We start from the raw sequence: 26181 nt of genomic DNA on the forward strand, positions 1-26181 counted from the left end.
CCATCAGCACAAGACGCCACTCTCATTATACCGCCGGAACAGGGACCTGCCGATGCCCGAGATAGCGCATAAAGGCTACGCGCCGACCATCTGGGAAAATCTCGCCAGTGCGCCGCATCCCTCCCTCAGTTTCCAGAGTTCCTTCTGGCATTCCGTCGCACCTGCCGGCCCCGTCTGCACCCGCCTTGAGGGCGAGGCACGGACAGACATCGCGGTGGTCGGCGGCGGTTTTCTCGGTCTCTCGACCGCCCTGCATCTGGCCGAGGCCGGGCACAAGGTCACGCTGCTTGAAGCGGACGAGGCCGGGTTCGGTGCTTCCGGGCGAAATACAGGTTTCGTCGTACCCAACCTCCTCACCGGTCTCGACCCACGTTATGCAAAAGAGAAATTCGGGCCGGAGAAAGGCGATCTGCTGGTTCGCATGCTGGGCGAAGGCGGCGATCTGGTGTTCGACTTGATAAAGCGCCACGGCATCGACTGCTGGGGCAAGCAGACGGGCTGGATGCAGCCGATCCACATCGCGAAGAAGCTGGACTGGCTGGAAGACCGGGTGAAGCAATGGCAGGCGCTTGGCCGGCCGGTGAAGCTGCTGTCCCGCGACGAAGCCGTGGCCGAGACCGGCTCGGAAGCCTATCACGGCGCTTTCCTGGACCCGACTGGCGGTCATATCAACCCGCTCGCCTTCGTGCGCGGGCTTGCCCATGCCGCGGTAAAAGCCGGTGTCACATTGCATATCGACAGCCGCGCCAACGGAATCGCCAAACAAGGCAGCGAATGGCACTTGAAGACTGATCACGGCACGCTGATCGCCGATCGCGTTCTCTTAACCACCAACAGCACCGGTGGCGAGCTCGCGACAAAAGCGGAAGGCACCCAGTTCCCGATCACCCTGTTCCAGGTGGCGACCCAGCAACTCGATCCCGAGCTACGCAAGAGCGTGCTGCCGAACGACCGCTGCTCGGCCGACACCCGCAAGGACCTGATCGCCTATCGCTGGACCAACGACAACCGGATCGTCACCGGCGGTCTGTTGGCGAACCCGCTCGGCTCATTGGAGCGTGGCCGTACACACCATCTCGGCCGGTTGCAGGATTTGTTGCCGCAATTGCCAAAGCTGGAAGCTGAATTCGCCTGGCAGGGGCGCCTCGCCGCCGCACGGGATTACATGCCCCGGCTGATGCAGCTCGGCGACGGCGCATGGTCCGCCATCGCCTGCAACGGGCGCGGCATTGCCATGACCACCGCACTTGGCCGCAAGCTGGCCTACTGGCTCTCGGGTGGCGCCAACGCGGACCTGCCACTGCCGATCACCGATCCTGACCCGGTAATGTTTCCGAAGCTGGCCCCGCTCGCGTTTTCTTTGTGGCTGCCCTTGGGGCGGCGCGAGGATGCGAAGGATTTAAGGGAGTAACTTCCCACACATCGTCATCCCCACGGCGGTCGGGACCCAGGAGAAGGCGGACAGAGTTCTATGATCCCTGGACCCCGGCCTGCGCCGGGGTGACGGTTCGGACAACAGAAACAAAAACCGCGGCTCGAAAGCCGCGGTTTTCTATTCGATATCGATGAAATCGATCAGATGTGAATCGCGCCGGTGCTGGCTGCGAGGCCCGCTTCCTTGACCGCTTCGGACAAGGTCGGGTGGCCGTGGCAGATCCGGCCGATATCCTCGGACGAGCCGCCGAACGCCATGACGGCCGCGACCTCATGGATCAGATCGCCGGCACCCGGGCCCATGATATGGGCACCGAGAACCGCGTCGGTCTTCTTGTCCGCCAGGATCTTCACAAAGCCTTCGGTGAAGCCGGTAGACTTTGCCCGCGCGTTTGCGCTGAACGGGAAGGAGCCGGATTTATACTCGACGCTCGCTTCCTTCAGCTGCTCTTCGGTCTTGCCGATACTGGCAACTTCCGGCCAAGTGTAGACGATTCCGGGAACCAGATTGTAATCCACATGGCCGGACTGACCCGCCATCGTCTCGACCGCGGCGACGCCGTCTTCCTCGGCCTTGTGGGCCAGCATCGGGCCCAGGATCACGTCGCCGATGGCGAAAATACCCGGCACATTGGTTTCGAAGTCGGCATCGACCGGGATGAAGCCGCGCTTGTCCATCTCCACGCCGGCCTTGTCGAGGCCGAGCCCTTCGGTGAAGGGACGGCGGCCGATTGCGACCAGCACCACGTCGGCATCAATGGCCTCCGAATCGCCGCCTTTGGCCGGTTCTGCCGTCAGGGTGACACCGGACTTGGTCTTTTTCGCCGCGGTCACCTTGGTGCCCATCTTGAAGGTGATGCCTTGCTTCTGCAGCACGCGCTGGAACTTCTTGGCGATCTCGCTATCCATGCCGGGGACGATCCGGTCGAGGAATTCGACCACCGTCACCTTAGAACCGAGACGGGCCCAGACAGAGGCCATCTCCAGCCCGATCACACCACCGCCGATAACCACGAGGTGATCCGGAACCTTGGCGATGTCGAGCGCGCCGGTGGAGGTGACGATCTTCTTTTCGTCAATCTCAAGGCCCGGCAGCGGGGTCGGCTCGGAGCCGGTGGCGATCAGGACACGCTCGGTCTTGAGAACTTCCTTCTTGCCCTTCTCGCCCGTAACCTCGACCTCGGTCGCGGATTTCACCAACGCGGTGCCGGTCTTCCAGTCGATCTTGTTCTTCTTGAAGAGAAAAGCGACGCCACCGGTCAGCTGCTCGACGACGCTGGCTTTGTTAGCCATCATCTGCTTCAGGTTCAGCTTCACGGAGCCGACCTCAACGCCGATATCTTTCAGATGATCCTGCGCTTCGGCGAATTTCTCCGACGAGGAAAGCAGTGCCTTGGAGGGTATGCAGCCGACATTGAGGCAGGTGCCTCCGAGGGTCGCGCGCTTTTCAACGCACGCCACTTTCATGCCCAGTTGCGCAGCGCGGATGGCGGCCACATAACCGCCCGGACCCGCACCGATGACGACGAGATCGTAGCTGTCAGCCATGATAAATTGCTCTCTTGTCCAGCTCGTTCTTGAAAGGCCGCGCGCGGGACTGGCCCGCGCGCGATGAAATTACATGTCGATCAGCAGACGGCGCGGATCTTCCAGCGCATCCTTGACCCGGACCAGGAAGGTAACCGCTTCCCGGCCGTCGATGATGCGGTGATCGTAGCTCATCGCCAGATACATCATCGGCCGGATCTCGACCTTGCCGTTCACGACCATCGGCCGTTCCTGGATCTTGTGCATGCCCAGAATGCCGGACTGCGGAGGATTCAGGATCGGGGTCGACATCAGCGAGCCGTAAACGCCGCCATTTGTGATGGTGAAGGTGCCACCAGTCATGTCCTTCATGGTGAGCTTGCCGTCCCGCGCCTTGCGGCCGAGATCGCCAATACCCTGCTCTACACCCGCGAAACTAAGAGTGTCCGCATCGCGCAGAACCGGCACGACCAGACCTTGCGGCGTGCCGACCGCAACACCGATATCGTAGTAATTCTTGTAGATCAGCTCATCGCCGTAGATCTCGGCATTAACCGCCGGGAGTTCCTTCAGAGCGGCGACGCAAGCCTTCACGAAGAAGGACATGAAGCCGAGCTTCACGCCGTGCTTCTTCTCGAAGCCATCCTTGTATTCAGAACGCAGGCCCATGACCGCGCCCATATCCACCTCGTTGAAGGTGGTCAGCATGGCGGCGGTGTTCTGGGCATCCTTCAGTCGGCGGGCGATGGATTGGCGCAGGCGCGTCATCTTCACCCGCTCTTCGCGCGGATCTTCCGCACGCGGCGGCAGCGGCCCGGCGGCTGCCGGTACAGCCCCTGCAGGAGCCGACGCGGATGCCTTGGCAGTACCGGCTTCGATCGCGGCCAGCACGTCACCCTTAACCAGACGGCCGTCCTTACCGGTCGGCTTGATCTTGGCAGGGTCGAGATTGTTGTCCTCAACCAGCTTTCGCACGGCAGGGGACAGGGTTTTGACCTCATGGGTGACGGCAGCAACCGGTGCGGCGGCAGGAGCCGAAGCGGGCTTCGGTGCTTCCTTCGCGGCGGGCGCCGGAGCGGCTTCGGCCTTCGCCTCGGCAGGCTTGGCTGCCGGTTCCGCCTTCTTCGCCGGCGCGGCGCCTTCGGCGATCACACCAAGCAGCGCATCGACACCGACGGTCGCATCCACGTCAGCGACGATTTCCTGCAGGGTTCCGGCAGCCGGTGCGTTGACCTCCAGGGTCACCTTGTCTGTTTCCAGCTCAACCAGTGGCTCGTCAAGACCGACAGCATCACCGACGCTCTTCATCCAGCGCGCCACAGTTGCCTCGGACACCGATTCCCCAAGAACCGGGACCTTGATTTCCGTCGCCATTTTTCCGTCCATTCTCTCTTTTTGCGCCATGACCGGCGCGTGGTGTCAAATGCCGCCGGGGATGGGCCGGCGGCTGATATGTGTCAGAGTTATTCGGCCGCGTGCCGGCTGCCTTTGCTCATTTCTTCACCAACAGCGAGAGCTTCCTGCACCAGGGCTTCCTGCTCACGCACATGGCGTCCATGGTTACCTGTCGCCGGCGATGCCGCTTCGGCCCGACCTGCATAAAGCGGGCGCTTGCAGGCTCCCTCGAGCTCAACCAGCACACTTTCGATCCGGCGATCAACAAAGGACCAGGCGCCCATATTCCAGGGCTCTTCCTGGCACCAGACCACTTCAGCCTGCGGGAAGCGTGACAGCTCTTCCATCAAGGCCTTGCGCGGGAACGGATAGAGTTGTTCCAGGCGCAGGAAGAAGACATCGGTCTGACCGCGGCGGGCCCGCTCTTCGTACAGGTCGTAATAAACCTTGCCGGAGCAGATCACGACCCGCTTCACGTCCTTGTCCTCGCACAGCACCTCGTTGTCATACATGACCCGATGGAAACTGGTACCATCCGCCATGTCGTCCAGCGTCGAGACGCAGAGCTTGTGGCGCAGCAGCGATTTCGGGGACATCACGATCAGCGGCTTGCGGAAATCGCGGCTCTGCTGACGGCGCAGCGCGTGAAAATAGTTCGCCGGCGTGGTGCAGTACACAACCTGCATATTGTCCTCGCCGCAGAGCTGCAGATATCGCTCGAGACGGGCGGAGGAATGCTCCGGACCCTGACCTTCGTAACCATGCGGTAGCAGCATGACGAGACCGGACATGCGCAGCCATTTGTGCTCACCGGAACTGATGAACTGATCGACCACGACCTGAGCGCCATTGGCGAAGTCGCCGAACTGGGCTTCCCAGAGTGTGAGGATATTCGGCTCCGCCTGACTGAACCCGTATTCGAAGCCGAGCACGGAGGCTTCAGACAACGGGCTGTCGATAACTTCGTAATGCACCGGGTCCGTGCCGAGGCTGTTGAGCGGAATGTGCCGCTCTTCAGTGTTCTGATCGATCCAGACCGAATGCCGCTGGGAGAAGGTACCGCGGCCGGAATCCTGACCGCTGAGGCGCACACCATCGCCCTGCACGAGCATCGTCCCGAAAGCCAGGCTTTCCGCATTTGCCCAGTCGATGCCTTCACCGCTCTCGATCGCCTTGCGGCGCTGTTCGACCACACGCTTCAGCTTGCGGTTCATGGCGAAGTCTTTGGGTGCTTCGGTCAGCTTCATGCCGACCTCGCGCAGCGTTTCCTTGTCGACCGACGTCTCGCCCCGGCGGGCTTCGCCGTGCGCCTTGGTAAAGCCGGACCATTTTCCCTCAAGCCAGTCGGCCTTGTTCGGCTTGTAGTTCAATCCGGCCTCAAACTCGCTGTTCAGATGGTTGTCTTGCTCCTTGACCATACTGTCGGCCTCACCGGCCTTAATCACGCCTTCGCGCTCAAGTTGCTCGGCATAGAGCTTGCGAGTGGTCTTCTGGGTCGCGATCTTCGAATACATGAGAGGCTGGGTGAACATCGGCTCATCCCCCTCGTTGTGGCCGAAGCGGCGATAGCAGAACATATCAATCACCACGTCCACGCCGAATTCCTGGCGGAACTCGATGGCGATCCGGGCGACGTGCACGACGGCTTCCGGATCGTCCCCGTTCACGTGGAAGATCGGCGCGTCGACCATCTTCGCTACATCCGTCGGATAGGGCGAGGAGCGCGAGAAAGCCGGCGCCGTGGTGAAACCGATCTGGTTGTTCACGATGACATGGATCGTGCCGCCGGTACGATAGCCACGCAAGTCGGAGAAAGCGAAAGTTTCCGCAACCACGCCCTGGCCGGCAAAGGCCGCATCGCCATGCATCAGGATGCCGAGCACTTTTCGGCGATCAGATGCATCGTCGCGCTGGGTCTGTTTCGCGCGGACACGGCCGATCACAACAGGATTGACGATTTCCAGGTGGGACGGGTTGGCGTTCAGCGTCAAATGAACGTTTGCCCCGTCGAACTCACGGTCGGCGGACACGCCCATATGATATTTCACATCGCCGGAGCCGCCCACGTCTTCCGGATTCGCCGGATTGCCGAGGAACTCGGAAATGATGGCCCGGAACGGCTTGCTCATGAAATTGTTGAGCACATTGAGGCGGCCGCGATGCGGCATACCGATCACGACCTCTTCCAGGCCGATCTGGCTGCCCCGTTTCAGGATCTGTTCCAGCGCCGGGATCAGGCTTTCGCCGCCATCAAGACCAAAACGCTTGGTGCCGACATATTTCCGGCCGAGAAACTGCTCGAAGGTCTCCGCGGCAGTCAACCGTTCGAGGATCGTGTGTTTGCCGCGTTCGGTAAATTCGGTCTTGTTGCGGATCTGCTCGATCCGCTCCTGGATCCAGGCTTTCTGATCCGGGTCCTGCATGTGCATGAACTCGACACCGATGCTGCCGCAATAGGTACGGTCCAGTAGCTCGATGATCTGCCGCAATGTAGCCGTTTCCAGCCCGAGCACATGATTGATGAAGATCGGACGGTCCCAATCCTCTTCGGTGAAACCGTAATGGGCGGGATCGAGTTCGGGGTGCGGCGTCGGCGGCTCAAGACCCAGCGGGTCGAGCTTGGCTTTCAGGTGCCCCCGGATCCGGTAAGCCCGGATAAGCATGATCGCCCGGAGTGAATCCAGACTGGCCTGCCGGATATCGCTGCCTAAGAGCGGATCTGCGGACGCAGCAGGTTTATCGTCCGTAACCGGACCCGACCCATCTGCCGCCTCGCCAGTGCCACCGATGACTCGGTTGCCTCGGTCAGCCCAGCTTGGCCCATGCACATCCCCCTGGACGAGGCCAACATCGTCATGGAGGTCAGCGAAATAATCGCGCCAACTTTCATCAACTAAGGCCGGGTTCTGGAGAAATCGTTCGTAGAGTTCACCGATGAAAGGTGCGTTAGCACCAGAAAGAAAGGATTGGTCGCTCACTGCCGTCGCCATATTGGAACCTGCCCCTTTGCGAAGTGGCTGATGGTCCTGTCTGTTTCGGCTCCGCGCGCCCCTCGCGCAGGGCCTAGGTAACCCTTGCGGCAAAGCGCCGCACGGGCAAGCATCTTCTTATACTAGCTAAGAAATTACTAACTTGAAGCCGTTCTGCATGGCAGATGGCAAAAAATCGCAAGGGTGTGTCCGGACGGCAGCAGTTTGATGCCGTCCGGAACACGTCAATCAACCCTTGATCGCCTGGACCATGGTGGTGCCCAGCGAAGCCGGGCTATCGGCAACAAGAATGCCGGCGGACTTCATGGCGTCCATCTTGGAATTGGCATCGCCTTTGCCGCCAGAGATGATCGCACCGGCATGGCCCATGCGACGCCCCGGAGGCGCGGTAACACCGGCAATGAAACCACACATCGGCTTCTTCACCTTGTTTTGCTTGAGAAATTCGGCCGCGTCCTCTTCTGCCGAGCCGCCGATTTCACCGATCATGATGATCGCTTCGGTCTCCGGATCGCCAAGGAACAGGTCCAACGCATCGATGAAGTTGGTGCCATTCACCGGGTCTCCGCCGATACCGATACAGGTCGACTGGCCAAGACCGGCCGCCGTGGTCTGGGCCACCGCTTCATAGGTCAGCGTACCAGATCGGGAGACAATCCCGACCTTGCCGCGGCGATGGATGTGGCCCGGCATAATTCCGATCTTGCAAGCGTCCGGCGTGATCACACCGGGGCAGTTCGGGCCGATCAGACGGGTCTTGGAGCCATTAAGGGCACGTTTGACCTTGACCATGTCGAGGACCGGGATGCCTTCGGTGATGCAAATCACCAGCGGAATTTCCGCATCGATGGCTTCCAGGATCGAATCGGCGGCAAACGGCGGCGGAACATAAATCACCGACGCATTGCAACTGGTCCGGTCCTTGGCTTCGGCAACCGTGTCGAACACCGGCAGGTTAAGGTGGCTTTGACCGCCCTTACCTGGAGTAACGCCGCCGACCATCTTGGTGCCGTATGCGATCGCCTGTTCAGAGTGGAACGTGCCCTGGCTTCCGGTGAAGCCCTGGCAGATGACTTTCGTATTCTCGTCGACCAGAACGGCCATCAGGCTGCCTCCTTCACCGCAGTGACAATTTTATCCGCTGCATCCGCGAGATTGTCAGCGGACGTGATCGGCAGACCGGAATCGGCGAGGATCTGCTTACCAAGATCGACGTTTGTACCTTCCAGCCGCACAACCAGCGGCACGTGCAGGCTGACTTCCTTGGCCGCCGCGACGACGCCTTCGGCGATCACGTCACAGCGCATGATGCCCCCGAAGATGTTGACCAGAATGCCTTCGACGTTCGGATCGGAAAGGATGATCTTGAAGGCTGCGGTGACCCGCTCCTTCGTTGCCGACCCACCGACATCGAGGAAGTTCGCGGGCTCAGAGCCGTAGAGCTTGATGATATCCATGGTGGCCATCGCGAGACCCGCGCCATTCACCATGCAACCGATGCTGCCGTCGAGCTTCACGTAGTTCAGCTCGTACTTGGCTGCTTCGAGTTCGGAGGCGTCTTCCTCGGTCTCATCACGCAGCTCGGCAACGTCCTTGTGCCGGAACAGCGCGTTGTCGTCGAAACCCATCTTGGCATCAAGCGCGATCACGTCACCGGAGCCGGTGATGACCAGCGGGTTGATCTCAACCATCGCAGCGTCGAGATCGGTGAAGGCCTTGTACATGGCCATCAGGAACTTGACCGCCGACTTCACCTGGTCACCTTCAAGGCCCAGCGCGAAGGCGATGCGGCGGGCATGGAAGCCCTGCAGGCCTGTCACCGGGTCGATGGCGATGGTGATGATCTTTTCCGGGGTCGCCTCAGCGACTTCCTCGATCTCCATGCCGCCCTCGGTCGAGGCCATCACGGTGACGCGGCTGGTGTCGCGGTCGACCAGCAAGCTGAGGTAAAGCTCGCGCTTGATATCGCAGCCTTCCTCAACATAGATCCGACTGACTTCCTTGCCATCCGGGCCGGTCTGCTTTGTGACGAGCGTGGCACCAATCATCTCGGCAGCGTTCGACTTGACGTCTGCCACAGACTTGACGACGCGAACACCGCCAGCGCCGTTTTCATTGCCCTTGAAGCGTCCTGCACCTCGGCCACCAGCATGAATCTGAGACTTCACGACCCAGACCGGACCGCCAAGTTCGTTGGCGACCTTCTCGGCCTCCTCCGGGGTGTAGGCAACGCCGCCCCGCGGCACTGCAACACCGAATTTGGCCAAGAGTTGCTTGGCCTGATACTCGTGAATGTTCATGGCTCTCCCATTTCTCTTGCACCGGTTTTGGCGCGAGAACCGCCGAAGCCGTTGCTGCAACTGACCCAACAGGCCAGCTTAATCCCCAAACGCGGGAAGCGGCCCGGCGCCGCAGTCACACTGTAGCACCGAACCACCCGATAACATATCGTGGTATACTGTATACCACGATATCGACCTTAGAGGCCGAATTTCGCCGCAACTTCGTTCAGGCTCTTCACCGCGCCGACCGAATGATCGAACATGGCTTTCTCGTCCGCATTCATCTCGATTTCGACAATACGCTCAACGCCATTCGCGCCGATCACGCACGGCACGCCGACATACAGACCGTCGAGGCCATATTCGCCGGTGCACTGCGCTGCGCACGGCAGAACGCGCTTTTTGTCCTTAAGGTAGGAGTCCGCCATCTGGATGGCAGAGGACGCCGGCGCATAGAAGGCCGAGCCGGTCTTCAGCAGGCCGACGATCTCGGCGCCGCCGTCACGGGTGCGCTGAACGATCTGGTCGACCTTTTCCTGAGTGGTCCAGCCCATCTTCACCAGATCCGGAACCGGAATACCGGCAACGGTGGAGTAACGGGTCAGCGGCACCATGGTATCGCCGTGGCCACCGAGCACGAACGCGGTAACGTCTTCAACAGAGACATTGAACTCTTCGGCCAGGAAGTAGCGGAAACGGGCGCTGTCGAGCACGCCGGCCATGCCGACAACCTTGTTGGCAGGCAGGCCGCTGAGCTTCTGAAGAATACCGACCATGACGTCGAGCGGGTTGGTGATGCAGATCACAAAAGCGTTCGGGCAATTCGCGCTGATGCCGTCGGCAACCGCCTTCATGACCTTGGTATTGGTTTCGATAAGATCGTCGCGGCTCATGCCCGGCTTACGCGGGATACCTGCGGTTACGATAACAACATCGGAGCCTGCGAGAGCGCTGTAATCGTTTGCGCCGAGCATCTTGGCATCAAAGCCCTCAACCGGAGAGGCTTCCGCTATATCCAGAGACTTACCCTGGGGGATGCCCTCAACGATATCAAAGAGCACCACGTCGCCGAGTTCCTTCAGGCCGGCGAGCAGCGCGAGCGTGCCGCCGATATTCCCAGCGCCGACCAGCGCGATTTTGTTGCGAGCCATCTTGTTCCCCACTCCTCTGATTCGGGACAGATCCGCCGCGCCATCTAAGGCTTCGGCCTCCTCCTGGGCGGCGGAAAACCGAGGCGCGGTGTAGCGCGATTCCGGCACCCCCGCAAGGCCTCAGCCGGTCCGACATGCCGACAAGGCACAAAGATCAGAAGCGCGGGGCCGAACTCTCAACCTTAAGCAAATGGTCTAGACCCGGTTGAAGATCGGACAATACAAAGTCCACACGCTGCTGAATTCCAACGTTCGGCTTGGCAAAACGGCTGCGCCACTCGAAGATTTTGACCGCAATTCCACAGAGAACCTCGGCCAAAGTTGCCTGATGTTCCAGGATTTGCTGCCGTGCCGTGCTGAACTCCCCAAGCGTCAGCGCTTGCCAATCGAACACCGCTCTCCGGTCGAACTCGTGGAAACGTTCCACAACATTTTCAACGATATGATTGATGGCGGAAGACACATGCTTCATCCGATTGATCGCCGGATCTCCCTTCCGGAACGAACCACGAGAAATCGCTTCCTCGATCCAGCCATGCAGCTCCTTAACCCGCGGTACGATCAGATTGAGGTAGCTTCGATAATAGCCAAGGGAGAGAAATGCATCGCCATAATCCTCCAGCAGCTCGGGCAGTTTATCGAGATCCGACTCCAGAGCTGCGGACAACAACTCAAGCTTTTGCCGCGCGGCCGCCTTATCCGCCATATCCATGATATTCCGCAGGCTGCTGGGATCCGTTATATCCATCCCGACATCGCCGAAGACGTGCCGCACGAGCGGCCGGGTCAGATTACGCATATGGCCCGCAAGCTCACGCTTCTTCTCATTCGACAGACTGAGCACGTCGGTCGTTTCCAAATCAATGCCACTGGAGCGGACCGCGCGTCGCAGTGAATAGCAGTCGAACGCTGGTAGCGCGGCCGCCTCCTTGAGCATCGGAATATCGTGCTTGATCAGGTCTTCGTCCCGGTTGACGTAGTTCGGCAACTCATCGATCCCGAACTGGCCACTGCCCATCCCACTGCCACGAAACAGCTCGACACGGGTTTCAAGCCGCACATTCTTGATAAGACGCAGTCTGGACAAACCCCTGTTGCGAATGGGGAGTGCCGCACAGGCAAACGTGTTTATGGAATCCCGGTCCTCACGGTCGATGACGATGCGTTCACTGTCTTGCTGGATGGTCGATCCGGGCATGATCTCTCACGGCAATAGGCGCTGTACGGGGCATGGCTTCCGAGGCACCGGGCTCTTCTGAGGCCTATTCGAAAGTGGGCGCTTCGCGTTCGATCGCGGTCATGCGATCTAGCCCCGACCGAAGGTCTGACAAAACAAAGTCGGCGCGGCGCTCGAAACTGCCGCCTCCGCCGGGAAAACGGGATTCCCATTCAAAAACCTTGACCGCGAGCCCGCACAGAACAGCGGCAAGGCTCTCCTGGTGGTCAGTGATCAAGGCACGCAGCTGATTGAAAGTGCCAACAGTTACCCGCTCCCATCGGATGTCCGTTTTGCTCTCGAAATTGTGGAGCCGGCGCTTCAGGGACTTTCGCAACACTCCGAGAGTGCGCTCTGCCTTGATCAACCCCGGCCCTGTCATTGGATCCTTGCCTATATGAGGCACTTCATAAGCCTCCCGAACCCACGCCTGAAGCAGTGAGATCCGCGGGCCGATTTCCGCGAAATATTGTTTGTAAAAGCCAAGGGACAGAAAGACGTCACCGTAATCCTCAAGCAGATCCGGCAGATCTTCGCGTGTGGTCCCCAGAGCCGAGGCAAGGCCATTAATCCGCTGGAGAACGAAAGCGCTGCTTGCATTAAGCAGCCTGTCACGGAGCAAATCCGGGTCAGACAACTCGATGTTGCTCGCGTCGAACAGATACTGCAGCAAAGGTCGTGTCAGGTTCCGCATATGCGGCTGCAATTCGTGCTTCTTCACATCGCTCAGTGTGAAGGCTTCAAGACTGTCGATCTCAATGCCCGCCGCCCTGAGGCCACGACGCAAGGAATAGGGATCGAAACTCTCCATCTCGCCGACGCTCGTCAACATCGGAATATCGTGGTGCAGGAGATCGTCCGTCTCGGTCATGAAATCGGGCAACTCGTCGATTGTGACCTGCCCGCTACCCATGCCCGCTTCGCGATAAAGCTCGATACGGGTTTCCATACGCACATTCTTGATCAGCCGGACTTTTTTCAGCCCTTTGGTACGCAGCGGAAGAATGTTGCAACGGAGCGTGTGAAGGGAGTCCTGATCGCGATCAGGAAGCAACGGATTACGCTGTGCCGAAAAGTCGATGGCGTATGCGATGACACACTCCCGGATGAGATGGCTCTATACGGGGCCTTCTGCCATCCGTGATGATTTATCACTCTCTATCATAAGTTACTCTAAAGAGTTATATTTAAATTTAAGTCTATTTGTGATTATCGGGCAAGTCATTGCACCATAGTATATTCTCGCGCATCACCGGCGGCGCGATTCAAAGTAATCAGAGGATTGCATTTCCATCAGCCTGGAAATCGTCCGATCGAATTCGAAGCCCCAATCCTCGCCGTCATAAAGCCTTTCAGGAGCGGCTTCGGCCGACGCCACCAGACGCACGCCCTGATCGTAGAGCGCGTCGATCAGCGTCATAAAACGGCGCGCCTGATCCCTGTTCGCAGCACCGAGGATAGGGATGTCGGAAAGAATCACGGTATGGAATCGTTCCGCAACCGCAAGGAAGTCGGCGGCGGCCAGCGGCATATCGCAGAGATCCCGGAAACCGAACCGCGCAATACCTGCGGCGGCCGCCGGAACCGCGATCTCCCGTCCCTTGCGATTGATCACATCCGGCTTTGCCTCGGCATTGTCCGTCAGCTCGGCAAAGGTCCGGTCCAGCGCCGCGTCCGCCTCGGGGCCACAAGGAACATGATAGACGGTCTGCCCCCGCATACGCCCGAGCCGGTAATCTTCCCCGTCATCAAGGCGGAACACCTCGTGCCGCGCTTTCAGGATTCCGATAAAGGGCAGAAAAAGGTCCCTCTGCAGACCATCCTTGTAGAGCTCGTCCGGTGCCCGGTTGGAGGTCGCAACAACCACGACACCCAGCTCGAACATGGCGAAGAACAGACGGGAGACGATCATCGCGTCGGCAATGTCCCGGACCTCAAACTCATCGAAACAGAGCAGCCAGGCACGGTCGGCAAGTTTCTGAGCCGTCGGCCGAATCGGCTCCGCCGTTTTGGAGACTTTGTTCTCTTGCCGCCATTCATGGATCAGCTCATGCGCTTCGCGCATGAACTCGTGAAAATGCACGCGCCGTTTCCGCTCGACCTTCGCCCCTTCGAAAAACAGATCCATCAACATGGATTTGCCGCGCCCGACAGAGCCGTAAATATAGAGGCCTTGCGGCGGCGTGGACGGTTTGCTCCGGGCAAAGCCGAGCTTCGCGGTCCAGCCCGTCTTGGCTTGCGGGGGCCGGTAGTCGATCAGCTGATCGTGGAGCCATTGAAGTTTCGCAGTGGCCGCTGCCTGTGCCGGGTCGGCCGAAACGGTCCCCTCGGCGATCAGGGCTTCATAGCGGGCCAACGGCCCTTCTTTAGTCACAATGCGTTCTCCCCTCGGACGAGCGGACAGCCCGTTCCCCCTCAAAGACAGAAGTCGCCCAAGTTACAGGCAAGGTCAAGCCAGAGCCAAAGCCGACTCCAGGACTCGATGCAGATTTGGATACAGTACAAGGCCCTACCGGACGCAGGTCAGCGTCCTCCCGATACGTCCAGTATAGAGCCTGCGCAATACCCCGCGGCATCGCTCAGCAACCAGACAATGGCCTCCGCCACTTCCTCAGGCGCGGCAGCGCGCCCGATCGGAGTCGTCGCGCCGAGCCGGGCGGCTCGGTCGGGCGCCCCTGCACTGGCATGGATGTCCGTATCAATCATGCCCGGCGCCACCGCATTAACGCGCACTCCCTCGCCTATGACCTCACGCGCAAAGCCGAGGGTAAAGGAATCCACCGCCCCTTTCGAAGCGGCATAATGCGTGAATTCATTAGGCGCACCGAGCCGGGAGGCGATGGAGGAAAGATTGACGATGGCGCCACCGGCGGCACCGTCTTTATTCGACATCCGGCGCACAGCCTCTCGGCAACAAAGCATCAATCCGATCACGTTGAGCTGCATGACCTCGCGGATAGCGGCTTCGGACATGTCCCGAACCTGGGATATTTTGCCAGTGATCCCGGCGTTATTGACCAACCCTCGCACCGGTCCGAGCGCCGCCTCCGCCTCATCGAACAGCCGTACAATGTCGGCTTCCTTTGAGGTATCGGCCTGGATGACAACGGCCTTTCGTCCCTCGGCTTCGACTCTGGCTGCGACAGTACGGGCCGCAGACTCATTGCCTGCATAATTCACGGCAATGTCCCAGCCATCACGCGCCGCCAACAGGGCCGTGGCCGCGCCGATACCCCGGCTGGCACCGGTGATGATGCAAAGTCCCTTACTCATTGTTCGTTCCCCCCAGAACTTTTGAGTCCAGCGGGATCATAGCGTGGTTCAATCGCCGGAGCGAACTTCCGCAGCAAACCGGACCGATGCGCGCAGCTCAGCTTTCTGGGCAACGCTGTCACCGCCACCGCCGCCGCTGGACGCGAGTTTCGACACAGCTTCCGTCCGCATCATCATGGCCGGCTGCGGGCGCTGCGCAGTGCTTGGCGCGATGTGAATTGCCGCCACACGATAGCCGCGATCCGGATAAACCGCTTTCAGGCGCGCCAGCTCATCGGCGGCGCTCTGATAGATGTCTGCTCGAAGCTCGGCCAGCGCCGCTTCTCGCTCCGCCAGGGTCGGGGTGAAATCGATGCCGAGCAGGGCGAAGCTCCGGCCCGCCTCGCCAAGACCATCGACAGTGCTGCCGATGCCGCCGAGGGCCATGCTCGGCAGTCGGGCTTCCGCCGTGATACGCCAGCGCTCGAATCCTGCCTCGTCCCTCAAACGATCATATCCGACCAGGCGCCAGGGGGCCTTGTCAGAAATTTTCGCCAGATCCGCCTGCACCGCAGCCCGTGCCAACCCGAACCCTCCGGCCTTGACCGCAAGATCGGCAGCTACTGTGACGGTCGCCGAATCGGTCTCGACCCATTTCTCCAGGCTGAGATCGAGCGTAACAGTATCGTCGCGGACTGTTTCCGCCTGCACCACGGGAGCGGCGAACAGCATTAGAATCGCAAGGGCTGCAGAGAGAAAGAGTCGGGTCATCAGATGGCTCCGGCTTGGCTGAAATGTGGCGTAACATTACCCACAATTGCGTCGGCAAGATGACATGGATGCCAAATTTTCACCATCCCGCATCAATCGCTCACAAGATCGCGACTGGCTTGATAATGGAAATCGCGGTACGGTAGCGTTGCAACTGACCGTGGAGGTTCACCTATGCGTAAACTCATTGGATTGTTCGTTCTCGCGGCTGCCGTCGTTGCCTTTACCGCGCCAGCCGCCTTTGCAGGCTGCTCTTCGTCGCACAAAACCGCAGAACAGAGTAAACCAGCACAGACCTCGTAAAAGACTTACGGCGGGACATTCCTGAAACCCGTCAGGACAGTGCCTCAGACTCACCCCTGAATAAAAACGGCCGCTGTTTCCAGCGGCCGTTTTCCTGTTCGAATTTCCGTCAGCGCTACATGCGCTGCACCATCAACTTCTTGATCTCACCAATCGCCTTGGCCGGGTTCAGGCCTTTCGGGCAAGTCTTGGTGCAGTTCATGATGGTGTGGCAGCGATAAAGCCGGAACGGATCTTCCAGCTCGTCAAGCCGCTCACCGGTATATTCATCACGGCTGTCCGCGATCCAGCGATAAGCCTGCAGCAGGATCGCCGGGCCGAGATACCTGTCGCCGTTCCACCAATAGCTTGGGCAGGAGGTCGAGCAGCAGAAGCACAGAACGCATTCCCACAAGCCATCGAGCTTCTCGCGCTCTTCGGTGCTCTGGCGGCGCTCCTCATCCGGCGGCGGCGGCGATTTCGACTTCAGCCACGGCTCGATAGAGGCAAGCTGCGCATAGGGTTGGGTCAGGTCCGGCACCAGATCCTTGACGACCGGCATGTGCGGCAGCGGATAGATCTTCACGTCGCCCTTCACGTCCTCGATGCTTTTCAGACAGGCGAGTGTATTCGTACCGTCAATATTCATCGCGCACGACCCGCAGATGCCCTCACGGCAGGAACGGCGGAAGGTGACGGTGGTGTCGACCTCGTTCTTGATCTTGATCAGCGCGTCCAGGACCATCGGGCCGCATTCGTCGAGGTCGATCTCATATGTATCGACCCGCGGATTTTGCCCGGTATCCGGATCGTACCGGTAGATCTTGAATGCCTTGACCCGTTTAGCGCCGGCTTCAGCCTTGTGCGTATTGCCGATCTTGACCTTCGAGTTTGCCGGCAAAGAAAATTCAGCCATCTCTCAATTCCGATCTTTTCTTCGTTCTCAAGCGATCAGTAGACGCGTGCCGCCGGCGGCACGACCTCGACTTCGTTCGAGAGCGTGTACATGTGCACGTCGCGATACATCACCTTGTGCTTGTACTTGTCGTCGAGCCACATGACGGTGTGCTTCATCCAGTTCGCGTCATCCCGATCCGGGAAATCCTCATGCGCATGCGCGCCTCGGCTTTCCGGACGAAGGCTCGCCGAAGTCAGAGTGATCACCGCCTGGCTCATCAGGTTCTCAAGCTCCAGTGCCTCGACCAGATCAGAGTTCCAGATCAGGGACCGGTCGCTGAGGCCGATATCCGGCAGCGTGGCCGCGATATCCTGGATTTTCTTAACGCCATCATCCATCAGCTCGGTAGTGCGGAACACCGCCGCGTGCTGCTGCATGGCGCGCTGCATGTCGAGACGGATCTCGGCAGCCTTACGCTCACCCTTGGCATGGCGCATCTTGTCGAGACGCGCGATCGCGTACTCGCCCGCATCGGACGGCAGCGGCTTGTGCAGCTCACCCGGACGTACGGTTTCCTTGGCCCGCAAGGCAGCGGCCCGGCCGAACACGACGATGTCGAGCAGGGAGTTGGTGCCAAGACGATTAGCACCATGCACGGAAACGGAAGCCGCCTCACCAATGGCCATCAGCCCCTGGCACACCCGATCCGGATCGTCCGCCGTCGGCGCCAGAACCTCGCCGTGATAATTCGTCGGGATACCGCCCATATTGTAGTGCACGGTCGGCAGAACCGGGATCGGCTCCTTGGTGACATCGACGCCGGCGAAGATCTTCGCCGTCTCGGAAATCCCCGGCAACCGCTGTGCCAGCACCGCCGGCTCAAGATGTTCAAGGTGCAGATAGATATGATCTTTCTGCGGCCCGATACCCCGGCCCTCGTTGATCTCGATCGTCATTGCCCGGCTAACGACGTCGCGCGAGGCCAGATCCTTGGCCGTCGGCGCGTACCGCTCCATGAAGCGCTCGCCTTCGGAGTTGGTCAGGTAACCACCCTCGCCGCGTGCTCCCTCAGTGATCAAACACCCGGAGCCGTAGATGCCGGTCGGGTGGAACTGCACGAACTCGAGATCCTGCATCGGCAGACCAGCACGGACCACCATACCGCCGCCGTCGCCGGTGCAGGTATGAGCGGAGGTGCAGGAGAAATAGGCACGGCCGTAACCGCCGGTCGCCAGCACCGTCTGATGTCCGCGGAAGCGGTGCAGAGTGCCGGTCGCCAGATCGATCGCCATGACGCCACGGCAGGCGCCTTCTTCGTCCATGATCAGATCGATAGCGAAATATTCGATGAAGAACTCGGCATTGGCCTTCAGGCTCTGCTGATAGAGCGTGTGCAAGATGGCGTGACCGGTCCGGTCAGCCGCAGCACAGGCGCGCTTGGCCATGCGCTTGCCAAAGTCCAGCGTGTGCCCGCCGAACGGGCGCTGGTAGATCTTGCCCTCGTCGGTACGCGAGAACGGCACGCCAAAATGCTCAAGCTCGATGATCGAGGGAATGGCGTTCCGGCACATATATTCGATGGCATCCTGGTCACCCAGCCAGTCCGACCCCTTGACGGTGTCGTACATGTGGAATTTCCAGTTATCGCCCTCACCCATATTGTTGAGCGCAGCGCCAACACCGCCCTGCGCAGCCACAGTATGGGAGCGGGTCGGGAAAACCTTGGTGATGCAGGCGGTCTTCAGGCCTTCGTTTGCCATCCCGAAGGCGGCACGCAAGCCGGCACCACCGGCGCCCACGACGACGACGTCGTAGGTATGATCAATGATCTCATAGGACTTCATGGAGCTCAGCCTCCGAAAGCGAGTTTAAGCACCGCGAACAGGGCGGCAATGGCAAGAAGGAAAGCGAGCAGCTTCACTCCAAGAAGGGACACCAGCTTGATGCCCTCGTGATGGACATAGTCCTCGATCACGACCTGCAAACCGAGAGCCGCGTGATAAAAGGTCGCAATGATCAGAGCGATCATCAGAACAGCGACGATGGGTGAGCTGAGCCAAGCCACAGTCTCCGCATAACCGGCGCCTGCCAGCGAGATCAAGGATGCCACGAACCAGAGTGTGAGCGGGATCAGTGCCACAGCGGTCACACGCTGCATCCACCAGTGATGCAGACCGCTCTTGGCGCTGCCAAGGCCGCGCACACGGCCGATCGGCGTACGCATTGAATTGTCAGTCATACCAGCCTCTCAAAAGAGTCTTTTTGTTGGCCTTGCCTCTTAAAGGGCGAAGGCAAGTATCCAGGCCAGAACGGTCAGGACCACCGCGGAGGCGATGACCAGCTTGGTCGCCTTTTCGGCTGTCTCGATCTCGAAGCCGTAACCGCTATCCCAGAACAGATGGCGGATGCCGTTGCAAAGATGGAAGAACAAGGCAAAGGAAAAGCCGAACAGAACCAGAAGTCCGATCCAGGAGCCCATTACGCTCTGCACAAACTCGAAATAACCCCCACCGGTCGCCGTCGCCATCAACCACCAAACGAGAAACAACGTGCCAATACCGAGCGCAACTCCTGTCGCGCGGTGTAAAATCGACGTTATCGCGGTGAGAGGTAGCCTATAGACCTGAAGATGTGGGGAAAGAGGGCGGTTGGAAACGCTCATAGTGCGCCTTTCCTGAGGAACATCAACAATGAAGCCGCACCATATTGCAGTGCGAACGTGATCTCAATTTATTTCGCCCCCTTGACTTGTCCAGTCCCCGGCCAGATTGCGGCCGAGAAACTACACGCCACGCCACGACCCACCGCTGTGGATAATGTTTTGACATAACTGTGGATAATTTGTGAAAGAATCACTTGCGGGGGATTTTTATCCGTTAATTCAAATGACTGACTTCACCCTTGAATGTGAGTATTTTTCTTCATACTTAACAAAAAAATGTGCATTAATTGATATTGACTTTGCCCTTACTAAAATTTTGACCTCTTCATGACGGATTTTTCATATTTTTATTGATCTAGTCTCGAAAAATAATGATAGTTTTACTCTAGATATGGAAGCGTTGCTTTAGGTCGGTCTTGTTTTCAGGAGCGGGTTAATGCGGGGCGCCACAAAGTGTACCGGCGGAGTCCGTGCCAAGACAGTCGCATTGGTCCTGTTGGTGTCTGCCTTCCGTGTCCGACGGGCCGCGCGTCATCTGACGGGCGGCCCGTTCGTTTTCCAGAAGCTTTCTCGCATCCATTTGAAATCGCGACGATCTGTCGGCTGGCATTGCCCGGCTCATCTGTTACGGTACGGTCGCGCCATTCGACGAGATGTCCGGGATGCACCGATCCGTGTTTCAAGCTATCCGATCCAGATGCCTGCACTTAAGCGGGGCCGCCGCCTTTCTCGCGGCGCTAATGCTCTTTCCGGCCATAAGTCAGGCGGCCTGTGCCGATCCACCGAGCCCCGGCGTCGACTGGAGGCGCTGCAATTTCGACAATTATCCGCTGGCCGGCGTCGACCTGAGTGGTGCCAATCTTAACGATGCCAGCTTCAACTGGGCCGATCTGACTGGCGCAAAATTGGACGAGAGCCGGGGTCGTGTTCGTTTCGCACGTGCAAAAATGGAAGGCGCCACCTTCCGGGGCGCACAGCTCCGCGATGCCGATTTCAGCCAAGCCAATTTGACTGGCGCCGACTTCACTGGCGCCAATCTGATCAAGGTCCGTTTTCAGACTGCGATCCTGCGTGGCGCAAACCTGACAAACGCCCGGGTGCGTGACTCCGACTTCTTCCGGGCGGATCTCTCCGGCGCGACCTGGACGGACGGTAAGAAAATCTGCGCGGAAGGCTCGATCGGTTTCTGTCGCTAGATGACAGACCGTTAACCATCGTGCTCACCGCTGGACTCGCGGTACTCAATCATCTCGGCAAGTGCCAGAATGCGACGCGCATTCTCGACATGCAGGGATTCGACCAGTTTGCCCTCGACCAGAGTCACACCGCTGCCTTCCGCATCTGCCTGCTGATGTGCATCGATGATCTTACGGGACCAGGCGATCTCCTCACCGCTCGGCGCAAAGATCCGGTTGGCCGGCTCAAGGGTCTTCGGGTGGATCAGGGTCTTGCCATCGAATCCGAGCTGGAGGCCTTGCCTGCACACTTCCTCGAATCCTTTGGCATCATCCAGATCGAGATGGACCCCGTCCAGCACCGCCAGACCATAAGCCCGAGCGGCCAGGATACAGAGCCCCAAACTTGTTACGAAAGGCAAACGATCTCGCGTATGCAGGGCGTGCAAATCTTTGGCAAGATCCGACGTACCAAGCACGAGACATCCTAGGCTCGGACTGGCGCCGGCAATCTCCTCGGCATGTAACATACCGAGCGGGGTTTCCATCATGCACCAGATCGAGAGACTCGCGGGCGCCCCGGACGCAGACAACGCCTCTTCGGCGAACCAGACCTGATCGGCATGCTCGACTTTCGGCAGTAAAACGGCATCCGCACCGGACTGAGCCACAAAAGCGAGATCTTCTGGGCCCCACTGGCCATCCAACGCATTAACCCGAATAACGATCTCTCTATCGCCGTAGCTGCCTTCTTTCAGGGCGGATGCAATGGTCGTGCGGGCCTCAGCTTTCTTGTCTGGCGCAACAGCATCCTCGAGATCCATGATCAGCACATCCGCCTCCAGCGTTTGCGCCTTCTCCAGAGCGCGTGCGTTGGAGCCTGGCATATAGAGCGCCGAACGGCGTGGCCTGATGGAAGCGGTCATTGATCGATCTCCGAATGTCCCTTTCAGCGCATCCTAGTGGATAGCGGAAGAAAACCAAGCAGAGAGAGTGACTTGTCACTTGACCCACGGCCCCTCGCCGCTTCATCTCAAGGAAGATGGAACGGCATGGTCAGGGGAGCCACATGGCAATTTTATCGATCCAGTCGAGGGTCAGTTACGGCTATGTCGGCAACAGCATTGCCGTTCCGGCGATCCAGGCGGCCGGCCTTGAGGCCTGGCCGCTCGACACCGTCTCCTTCTCCAACCATCCGGGGCATGGACGGTTCACGGGCGAGGTCAGGTCTGCTGCGGAACTCGACGCACAGATCGACGGGCTGACCGCACTGGGTGTGATGGACGGACTCTCGGCCGTGCTCTCCGGATATCTCGGATTGCCCGATACCGCTGCGGTGGTTGCCTCTGCCATCGACAGGACCCGCGCATCAAACCCGACAGTCCCGTTCGTGCTTGATCCGGTAATTGGAGATAACGGCCGGCATTTTGTCCGCGATGGCGTTGCCGAAGCTATTTTCGAAAAACTTCTGCCGCGCGCTGATATCGTGACCCCGAATCTCTACGAACTCGGAGTGCTGTCAGGTGCAACACTTACCAACGAGACAGATGTCATCACAGCGGCGGCGCGGAATCTGATCCGGAAATCCAGGTTGGTGGCAGTTGCCATCACCGGCATCGAGCGTTCTGACACGATCTCCAGTTTGCTGGTATTCGACGACACCCACTACGAAGCCATAACACCGCGCCTAGATCGGGGATTCAATGGTACCGGCGATCTGTTCGCCGCGCTGCTCACAGCATGGTTTGTCCGCTCGGGCGACATCCGGTCCGCGTTCGCACGCGCGGCCGGCGGGCTCGATATTGCGACGCGAATAACGGCAAATGTGGGAAGTATGGAGCTGGTTCTTCCGGCTATCCTCAAGAACCTGAAGACTCTTCGCCCGGCAACTTTGCTGCAGAGTCAGTAAGCGGGAATTCAGACTGGCTCGGCTTCATGCCGGCGGAGCCGCTCGCGGGCGAGCTGAACACGCTTGCGGGCTGTACAATTCGTGATGCAGAGCCGCTCAGCGATCTCTGCATAGGAGCGTCCTTCCAGAAATCGCAGGATGACCGGACGGCGCAAGCGTTCGGGAAGATCGTCAAGACCGCGCTGCAAAGAACGCATGGACTCGCCCGTCTCAGCAACGTCCTCCGGTGTCGGCTCCGGCAATGGTGCGGAAGGTATGAAGTCGCCGTCGGCCATGGCCACGATCTCATCGGTCCAGCGTTTCTGGCGAGATCGAGCGCGGTAAAAATCGATACAGGCATTATGAGCAAGTCGGGACAGCCAGGCGCGTTTATTGACAATGGACTCGCCACCACCTTCGGCGAAATGAGCCGAAGCCCTGACTAAAGCGTTTCCCAATGCATCTTCAGCATCCGCCATGTTGCCGGACATCATCTTCATGCATTGACGAAGCAACAGATGCTGATGCTCGAACCAGAGATCCCAGAAGGTATCAGGCGGTAAAACGGGAGCGCCGTCGCAAGGATTATCTGAATCGAGGTTGTCCCGGGGTCTTTGGTACTGCGCCTCCTGATCCGGCGGCCGTGTCGCCGACCGGATTTGCGGCGGCGCGGAGATGGAGATGCTATCTACAGCGTTTATCATCGCCTCGGCGACGATGTCGCCCAGGACACTCGCTTGACTGGCAAACCGGCTATTGCCGGTGTCCCGATTTTCAGTCCCCACGTGAAGCCCCAACACATTGCAAAGTGTTCTGTTCTTTCAATGCGACGAAGTGAGTAATTTATTACTCACATCATCACACCAAAGACGGGCTCACGCGAAATTATGTGAACTTATAAATTGAAAATCTTTTCAAAAAAGAGGCCGGCAATATGCCGGCCTCTTCAATATTCGTGTTTCAGTCTGGCTTAAGCAGCTTTTTCAAGATGCTCCCGTACCAGGGTCTCGGCGATCTGAACCGCGTTGAGGGCTGCGCCTTTACGCAGATTATCGGAGACACACCAGAAGATCAGACCGTTCTTGACTGTCGGGTCCTTGCGCACCCGGCTCACATAAACAGCATCCTCTCCAGCACACTCATGCGGCGTGACATAGCCCTCGTCTGCCCGATGATCCACCACAACCAGACCCGGGAAGTCCTGCATTGCATCGCGGGCTTCCTCTTCGCTCAGAGCCTTCTCCGTCTCGATGAAGACCGCTTCGGAGTGACCGATGAAAACCGGGACCCGAACACACATGGCAACCAGATCAATAGCCGGGTCGAGGATTTTCTTCACCTCGCCGGTCATCTTCCACTCTTCCTTCGTCGATCCGTCATCCATGAAAGAGTCGATATGCGGAATCACATTGAAGGCAATCTGCTTGGTGAACTTCGTATTTTCCACCGGATCATTCACATAAACCGCACGGGTCTGGGTGAAGAGCTCATCCATGCCTTCCTTACCGGCACCGGAAACCGACTGGTAGGTCGACACGACGACGCGCTTGATTTTGGCAAGGTCATGCAGCGGCTTCAGCGCGACAACGAGCTGCGCCGTAGAGCAGTTCGGATTGGCGATAATGTTGCGCTTGCCATAGCGGCCTACCGCATCCGCATTCACTTCCGGCACAATCAACGGCACGTCAGGGTCCATCCGGAAATGCGAGCTGTTATCGATGGCCACGCACCCGGCAGCTGCTGCTATCGGCGCAAATTTCTCCGAGATCGAACCGCCTGCGGAAAACAACGCGATATCGGTGCCTTTGAAATCGTATGTCGCCAGATTCTGGACCTTGAGTGTTTTATCCTCGCCATAGGACACCTCTGTGCCCGTCGATTTCTCGGAAGCAAGCGCGACGACTTCGGTCGCCGGAAAATCGCGCTCGGCAAGGGTTGTCAACATCTCACGACCAACGGCGCCCGTCGCGCCGACTACGGCAACTTTGTAGCCCATGGTTCTGGTCCAATCCTTAGGTTGTTGAAGTCCATAAACGACTTCGGCGGGAGACTTACGCCCCCCGCCGAGTAAACTCAAGTAATGCTGGTTGGGGAGGGCTATCCCGATACAAGTTTGTCCAGCTCTTTAAGCAGGCTGTCTGTCATCACCGTAGTCGACACACGCGCCATGCCATCCTGCATGATATCCGCAGTTCGCAGCCCCGATTTCAGCACATTCTGGATCGCCGTCTCGATCATGTCCGCTTCCTCGCCCATGTCGAAGGAATAGCGGAGCGCCATGGCGAAGCTCAGCATTTCAGCGATCGGGTTGGCGATGCCCTTTCCGGCGATGTCCGGGGCGGAGCCATGTACCGGCTCGTAAAGCGCATGGCGCTTGCCGGTCACTTCATCCACCGCACCAAGCGAGGCGGACGGCAGCATCCCGAGGGAGCCGGTCAGCATCGCGGCGCAGTCCGAGAGGATATCGCCGAACAGGTTGTCGGTGACAATCACGTCGAACTGCTTCGGATTGCGGACCAACTGCATAGCGCAGTTATCGGCATACATATGGTCGAGGGCAACGCCGTCGCCTTCGGCCTTGTGCAGATTGGTCATGACCTCGCGCCAGAGCACGCCGGACATCATCACGTTGGCTTTCTCAACCGAAGTGACCCGACCGTCACGCTTGCGGGCCATGTCGAAGGCAACGTGGCCGATCCGCTCGATTTCCGGTGTCGTGTAGACCTGCGTGTCGTAACCCTTCTTGGTGCCGTCCGGCAGGTCGTCAATGCCGCGCGGCTGGCCGAAATAGACGCCGCCGGTCAGCTCCCGCAGGATCATCATATCGAGCCCGGCAACCAGCTCGCGCTTCAGCGAAGAGGCGTCGGCCATCGCGTCGAACACCATGGCCGGGCGCAGGTTGGCGAACAGATCCATTTCCTTGCGCAGACGCAACAGGCCGCGCTCAGGCTTCAGCTCGAAAGGCAGGCTGTCATATTGCGTACCGCCAACGGCGCCGAACAGCACCGCGTCGGAGTGCATTGCATCCGCCATGGTTTCATCGGTCAACGCAGTCCCGTGCTTGTCATAGGCAGCGCCGCCGACAAGACCTTCCTGAAGGTCAAAACTGACGGACCGCTTCTTCGCCATCCAGTCGACGACACGGAGCACTTCCTTGACGACTTCGGGACCGATCCCGTCACCGCCGAGAACCAGCATTTTACGATTGGAGGCCATGAACTCTGCTTACCTTGGTGAAACTGGCCCGCTACGAGGCCC

General features: G+C 59.2%; 23 protein-coding genes. 4 read left to right on the top strand and 19 right to left on the bottom strand.

From position 1 onward, the window contains the following. The first annotated feature begins 52 nt into the window (after positions 1 to 52). Complete coding sequence (locus tag ABJ076_RS02680) at positions 53 to 1411, top strand: FAD-binding oxidoreductase (protein ID WP_348186597.1); 1359 nt, start codon at positions 53 to 55, stop codon at positions 1409 to 1411. Between the two features lie 164 nt (positions 1412 to 1575). On the opposite strand, the gene lpdA is transcribed toward ABJ076_RS02680, so the two are convergent. The 11 genes from lpdA to ABJ076_RS02735 form a co-directional block, all read right to left on the bottom strand. After that, positions 1576 to 2982 carry a dihydrolipoyl dehydrogenase gene (gene lpdA, locus ABJ076_RS02685; protein WP_348186595.1) on the bottom strand — a complete coding sequence of 469 codons (1407 nt, stop codon included), beginning with the start codon at positions 2980 to 2982 and terminating at the stop codon, positions 1576 to 1578. Between the two features lie 69 nt (positions 2983 to 3051). Next, positions 3052 to 4335, bottom strand: a complete 1284-nt coding sequence (odhB, locus tag ABJ076_RS02690) for a 2-oxoglutarate dehydrogenase complex dihydrolipoyllysine-residue succinyltransferase (protein WP_348186593.1) — start codon at positions 4333 to 4335, stop codon at positions 3052 to 3054. An 89-nt stretch (positions 4336 to 4424) separates the two neighbouring features. After that, complete coding sequence (locus ABJ076_RS02695; protein WP_348186591.1) at positions 4425 to 7346, bottom strand: 2-oxoglutarate dehydrogenase E1 component; 2922 nt, start codon at positions 7344 to 7346, stop codon at positions 4425 to 4427. A gap of 228 nt (positions 7347 to 7574) precedes the next feature. Beyond that, on the bottom strand, positions 7575 to 8450 hold the full coding sequence (gene sucD, locus ABJ076_RS02700; protein WP_348186589.1) for a succinate--CoA ligase subunit alpha: 876 nt from the start codon (positions 8448 to 8450) through the stop codon (positions 7575 to 7577). Beyond that, entirely contained in the window at positions 8450 to 9646 is a 1197-nt protein-coding gene (sucC, locus tag ABJ076_RS02705; protein WP_348186587.1) for an ADP-forming succinate--CoA ligase subunit beta, read from the bottom strand. Before sucC ends, sucD begins: the two co-directional genes overlap by 1 nt. Positions 9647 to 9825: 179 nt before the next feature. Further along, positions 9826 to 10779 carry a malate dehydrogenase gene (mdh, locus tag ABJ076_RS02710; RefSeq protein ID WP_348186586.1) on the bottom strand — a complete coding sequence of 318 codons (954 nt, stop codon included), beginning with the start codon at positions 10777 to 10779 and terminating at the stop codon, positions 9826 to 9828. Between the two features lie 154 nt (positions 10780 to 10933). Next, entirely contained in the window at positions 10934 to 11977 is a 1044-nt protein-coding gene (locus ABJ076_RS02715; RefSeq protein WP_348186585.1) for a hypothetical protein, read from the bottom strand. A gap of 64 nt (positions 11978 to 12041) precedes the next feature. Beyond that, a complete protein-coding gene (locus tag ABJ076_RS02720) occupies positions 12042 to 13049 on the bottom strand; it encodes a hypothetical protein (protein WP_348186584.1) in 1008 nt (335 codons plus the stop codon). A 195-nt stretch (positions 13050 to 13244) separates the two neighbouring features. Continuing rightward, a complete protein-coding gene (gene zapE / locus ABJ076_RS02725; protein WP_348186582.1) occupies positions 13245 to 14369 on the bottom strand; it encodes a cell division protein ZapE in 1125 nt (374 codons plus the stop codon). 149 nt (positions 14370 to 14518) lie between these two features. Then, a complete protein-coding gene (locus ABJ076_RS02730) occupies positions 14519 to 15268 on the bottom strand; it encodes an SDR family oxidoreductase (RefSeq protein WP_348186580.1) in 750 nt (249 codons plus the stop codon). 48 nt (positions 15269 to 15316) lie between these two features. Continuing rightward, positions 15317 to 16018, bottom strand: a complete 702-nt coding sequence (locus ABJ076_RS02735) for a hypothetical protein (protein WP_348186578.1) — start codon at positions 16016 to 16018, stop codon at positions 15317 to 15319. Between the two features lie 174 nt (positions 16019 to 16192). Between ABJ076_RS02735 and ABJ076_RS02740 the strand changes: the two genes are divergently transcribed. Then, positions 16193 to 16321, top strand: coding sequence for a hypothetical protein (locus tag ABJ076_RS02740; protein WP_348186576.1), 129 nt, complete (start codon positions 16193 to 16195; stop codon positions 16319 to 16321). A gap of 115 nt (positions 16322 to 16436) precedes the next feature. Here the strand turns inward: ABJ076_RS02740 and ABJ076_RS02745 are convergent, their stop codons facing one another. Genes ABJ076_RS02745 through sdhC form a run of 4 tightly spaced genes read right to left on the bottom strand, consistent with a single transcriptional unit; the run spans position 16437 to position 19860 of the window. Next, positions 16437 to 17216 carry a succinate dehydrogenase iron-sulfur subunit gene (locus ABJ076_RS02745; RefSeq protein ID WP_348186574.1) on the bottom strand — a complete coding sequence of 260 codons (780 nt, stop codon included), beginning with the start codon at positions 17214 to 17216 and terminating at the stop codon, positions 16437 to 16439. Positions 17217 to 17251: 35 nt separating this feature from the next. After that, entirely contained in the window at positions 17252 to 19042 is a 1791-nt protein-coding gene (gene sdhA, locus ABJ076_RS02750; RefSeq protein WP_348186572.1) for a succinate dehydrogenase flavoprotein subunit, read from the bottom strand. A gap of 5 nt (positions 19043 to 19047) precedes the next feature. Then, positions 19048 to 19437 carry a succinate dehydrogenase, hydrophobic membrane anchor protein gene (sdhD, locus tag ABJ076_RS02755; protein ID WP_348186570.1) on the bottom strand — a complete coding sequence of 130 codons (390 nt, stop codon included), beginning with the start codon at positions 19435 to 19437 and terminating at the stop codon, positions 19048 to 19050. 39 nt (positions 19438 to 19476) lie between these two features. Next, a complete protein-coding gene (gene sdhC / locus ABJ076_RS02760; RefSeq protein ID WP_348186568.1) occupies positions 19477 to 19860 on the bottom strand; it encodes a succinate dehydrogenase, cytochrome b556 subunit in 384 nt (127 codons plus the stop codon). Between the two features lie 740 nt (positions 19861 to 20600). Here sdhC and ABJ076_RS02765 point away from each other — a divergent pair. Then, the gene (locus tag ABJ076_RS02765; RefSeq protein WP_348499772.1) at positions 20601 to 21056 is read left to right on the top strand and encodes a pentapeptide repeat-containing protein; all 456 of its coding nucleotides are present in this window, start codon (positions 20601 to 20603) and stop codon (positions 21054 to 21056) included. An 11-nt stretch (positions 21057 to 21067) separates the two neighbouring features. Here ABJ076_RS02765 and ABJ076_RS02770 read toward each other — a convergent pair whose 3' ends face one another. Next, positions 21068 to 21961 (bottom strand): CoA ester lyase, encoded by an 894-nt coding sequence (locus tag ABJ076_RS02770; protein ID WP_348186564.1) that lies wholly within the window; start codon positions 21959 to 21961, stop codon positions 21068 to 21070. A gap of 143 nt (positions 21962 to 22104) precedes the next feature. On the opposite strand from ABJ076_RS02770, the gene pdxY reads away from it, so the two are divergent. Next, positions 22105 to 22944: a pyridoxal kinase gene (gene pdxY, locus ABJ076_RS02775; RefSeq protein WP_348186562.1), complete on the top strand. Its 840-nt coding sequence runs from the start codon at positions 22105 to 22107 to the stop codon at positions 22942 to 22944. Between the two features lie 8 nt (positions 22945 to 22952). Here the strand turns inward: pdxY and ABJ076_RS02780 are convergent, their stop codons facing one another. The 3 genes from ABJ076_RS02780 to leuB form a co-directional block, all read right to left on the bottom strand. After that, complete coding sequence (locus ABJ076_RS02780) at positions 22953 to 23708, bottom strand: RNA polymerase sigma factor (RefSeq protein WP_348186560.1); 756 nt, start codon at positions 23706 to 23708, stop codon at positions 22953 to 22955. A 185-nt stretch (positions 23709 to 23893) separates the two neighbouring features. Then, positions 23894 to 24919 (bottom strand): aspartate-semialdehyde dehydrogenase, encoded by a 1026-nt coding sequence (locus ABJ076_RS02785; RefSeq protein ID WP_348186558.1) that lies wholly within the window; start codon positions 24917 to 24919, stop codon positions 23894 to 23896. Positions 24920 to 25020: 101 nt separating this feature from the next. Beyond that, positions 25021 to 26139 (bottom strand): 3-isopropylmalate dehydrogenase, encoded by a 1119-nt coding sequence (leuB, locus tag ABJ076_RS02790; protein ID WP_348186556.1) that lies wholly within the window; start codon positions 26137 to 26139, stop codon positions 25021 to 25023. Positions 26140 to 26181: the final 42 nt, after the last annotated feature.

The sequence above is a fragment of the Nisaea sp. genome, from assembly GCF_039990255.1.
Taxonomy (GTDB): Bacteria; Pseudomonadota; Alphaproteobacteria; order Thalassobaculales; family Thalassobaculaceae; genus Nisaea.

Coding starts and splice junctions, on each gene's coding strand:
- ABJ076_RS02680 (WP_348186597.1), top strand. CDS start 53: ATGCCCGAGATAGCGCATAAAGGCTACGCGCCGACCATCTGGGAAAAT.
- lpdA (WP_348186595.1), bottom strand. CDS start 2,982: ATGGCTGACAGCTACGATCTCGTCGTCATCGGTGCGGGTCCGGGCGGT.
- odhB (WP_348186593.1), bottom strand. CDS start 4,335: ATGGCGACGGAAATCAAGGTCCCGGTTCTTGGGGAATCGGTGTCCGAG.
- ABJ076_RS02695 (WP_348186591.1), bottom strand. CDS start 7,346: ATGGCGACGGCAGTGAGCGACCAATCCTTTCTTTCTGGTGCTAACGCA.
- sucD (WP_348186589.1), bottom strand. CDS start 8,450: ATGGCCGTTCTGGTCGACGAGAATACGAAAGTCATCTGCCAGGGCTTC.
- sucC (WP_348186587.1), bottom strand. CDS start 9,646: ATGAACATTCACGAGTATCAGGCCAAGCAACTCTTGGCCAAATTCGGT.
- mdh (WP_348186586.1), bottom strand. CDS start 10,779: ATGGCTCGCAACAAAATCGCGCTGGTCGGCGCTGGGAATATCGGCGGC.
- ABJ076_RS02715 (WP_348186585.1), bottom strand. CDS start 11,977: ATGCCCGGATCGACCATCCAGCAAGACAGTGAACGCATCGTCATCGAC.
- ABJ076_RS02730 (WP_348186580.1), bottom strand. CDS start 15,268: ATGAGTAAGGGACTTTGCATCATCACCGGTGCCAGCCGGGGTATCGGC.
- ABJ076_RS02735 (WP_348186578.1), bottom strand. CDS start 16,018: ATGACCCGACTCTTTCTCTCTGCAGCCCTTGCGATTCTAATGCTGTTC.
- ABJ076_RS02740 (WP_348186576.1), top strand. CDS start 16,193: ATGCGTAAACTCATTGGATTGTTCGTTCTCGCGGCTGCCGTCGTTGCC.
- ABJ076_RS02745 (WP_348186574.1), bottom strand. CDS start 17,216: ATGGCTGAATTTTCTTTGCCGGCAAACTCGAAGGTCAAGATCGGCAAT.
- sdhA (WP_348186572.1), bottom strand. CDS start 19,042: ATGAAGTCCTATGAGATCATTGATCATACCTACGACGTCGTCGTCGTG.
- sdhD (WP_348186570.1), bottom strand. CDS start 19,437: ATGACTGACAATTCAATGCGTACGCCGATCGGCCGTGTGCGCGGCCTT.
- sdhC (WP_348186568.1), bottom strand. CDS start 19,860: ATGAGCGTTTCCAACCGCCCTCTTTCCCCACATCTTCAGGTCTATAGG.
- ABJ076_RS02765 (WP_348499772.1), top strand. CDS start 20,601: ATGCTCTTTCCGGCCATAAGTCAGGCGGCCTGTGCCGATCCACCGAGC.
- ABJ076_RS02770 (WP_348186564.1), bottom strand. CDS start 21,961: ATGACCGCTTCCATCAGGCCACGCCGTTCGGCGCTCTATATGCCAGGC.
- pdxY (WP_348186562.1), top strand. CDS start 22,105: ATGGCAATTTTATCGATCCAGTCGAGGGTCAGTTACGGCTATGTCGGC.
- ABJ076_RS02785 (WP_348186558.1), bottom strand. CDS start 24,919: ATGGGCTACAAAGTTGCCGTAGTCGGCGCGACGGGCGCCGTTGGTCGT.
- leuB (WP_348186556.1), bottom strand. CDS start 26,139: ATGGCCTCCAATCGTAAAATGCTGGTTCTCGGCGGTGACGGGATCGGT.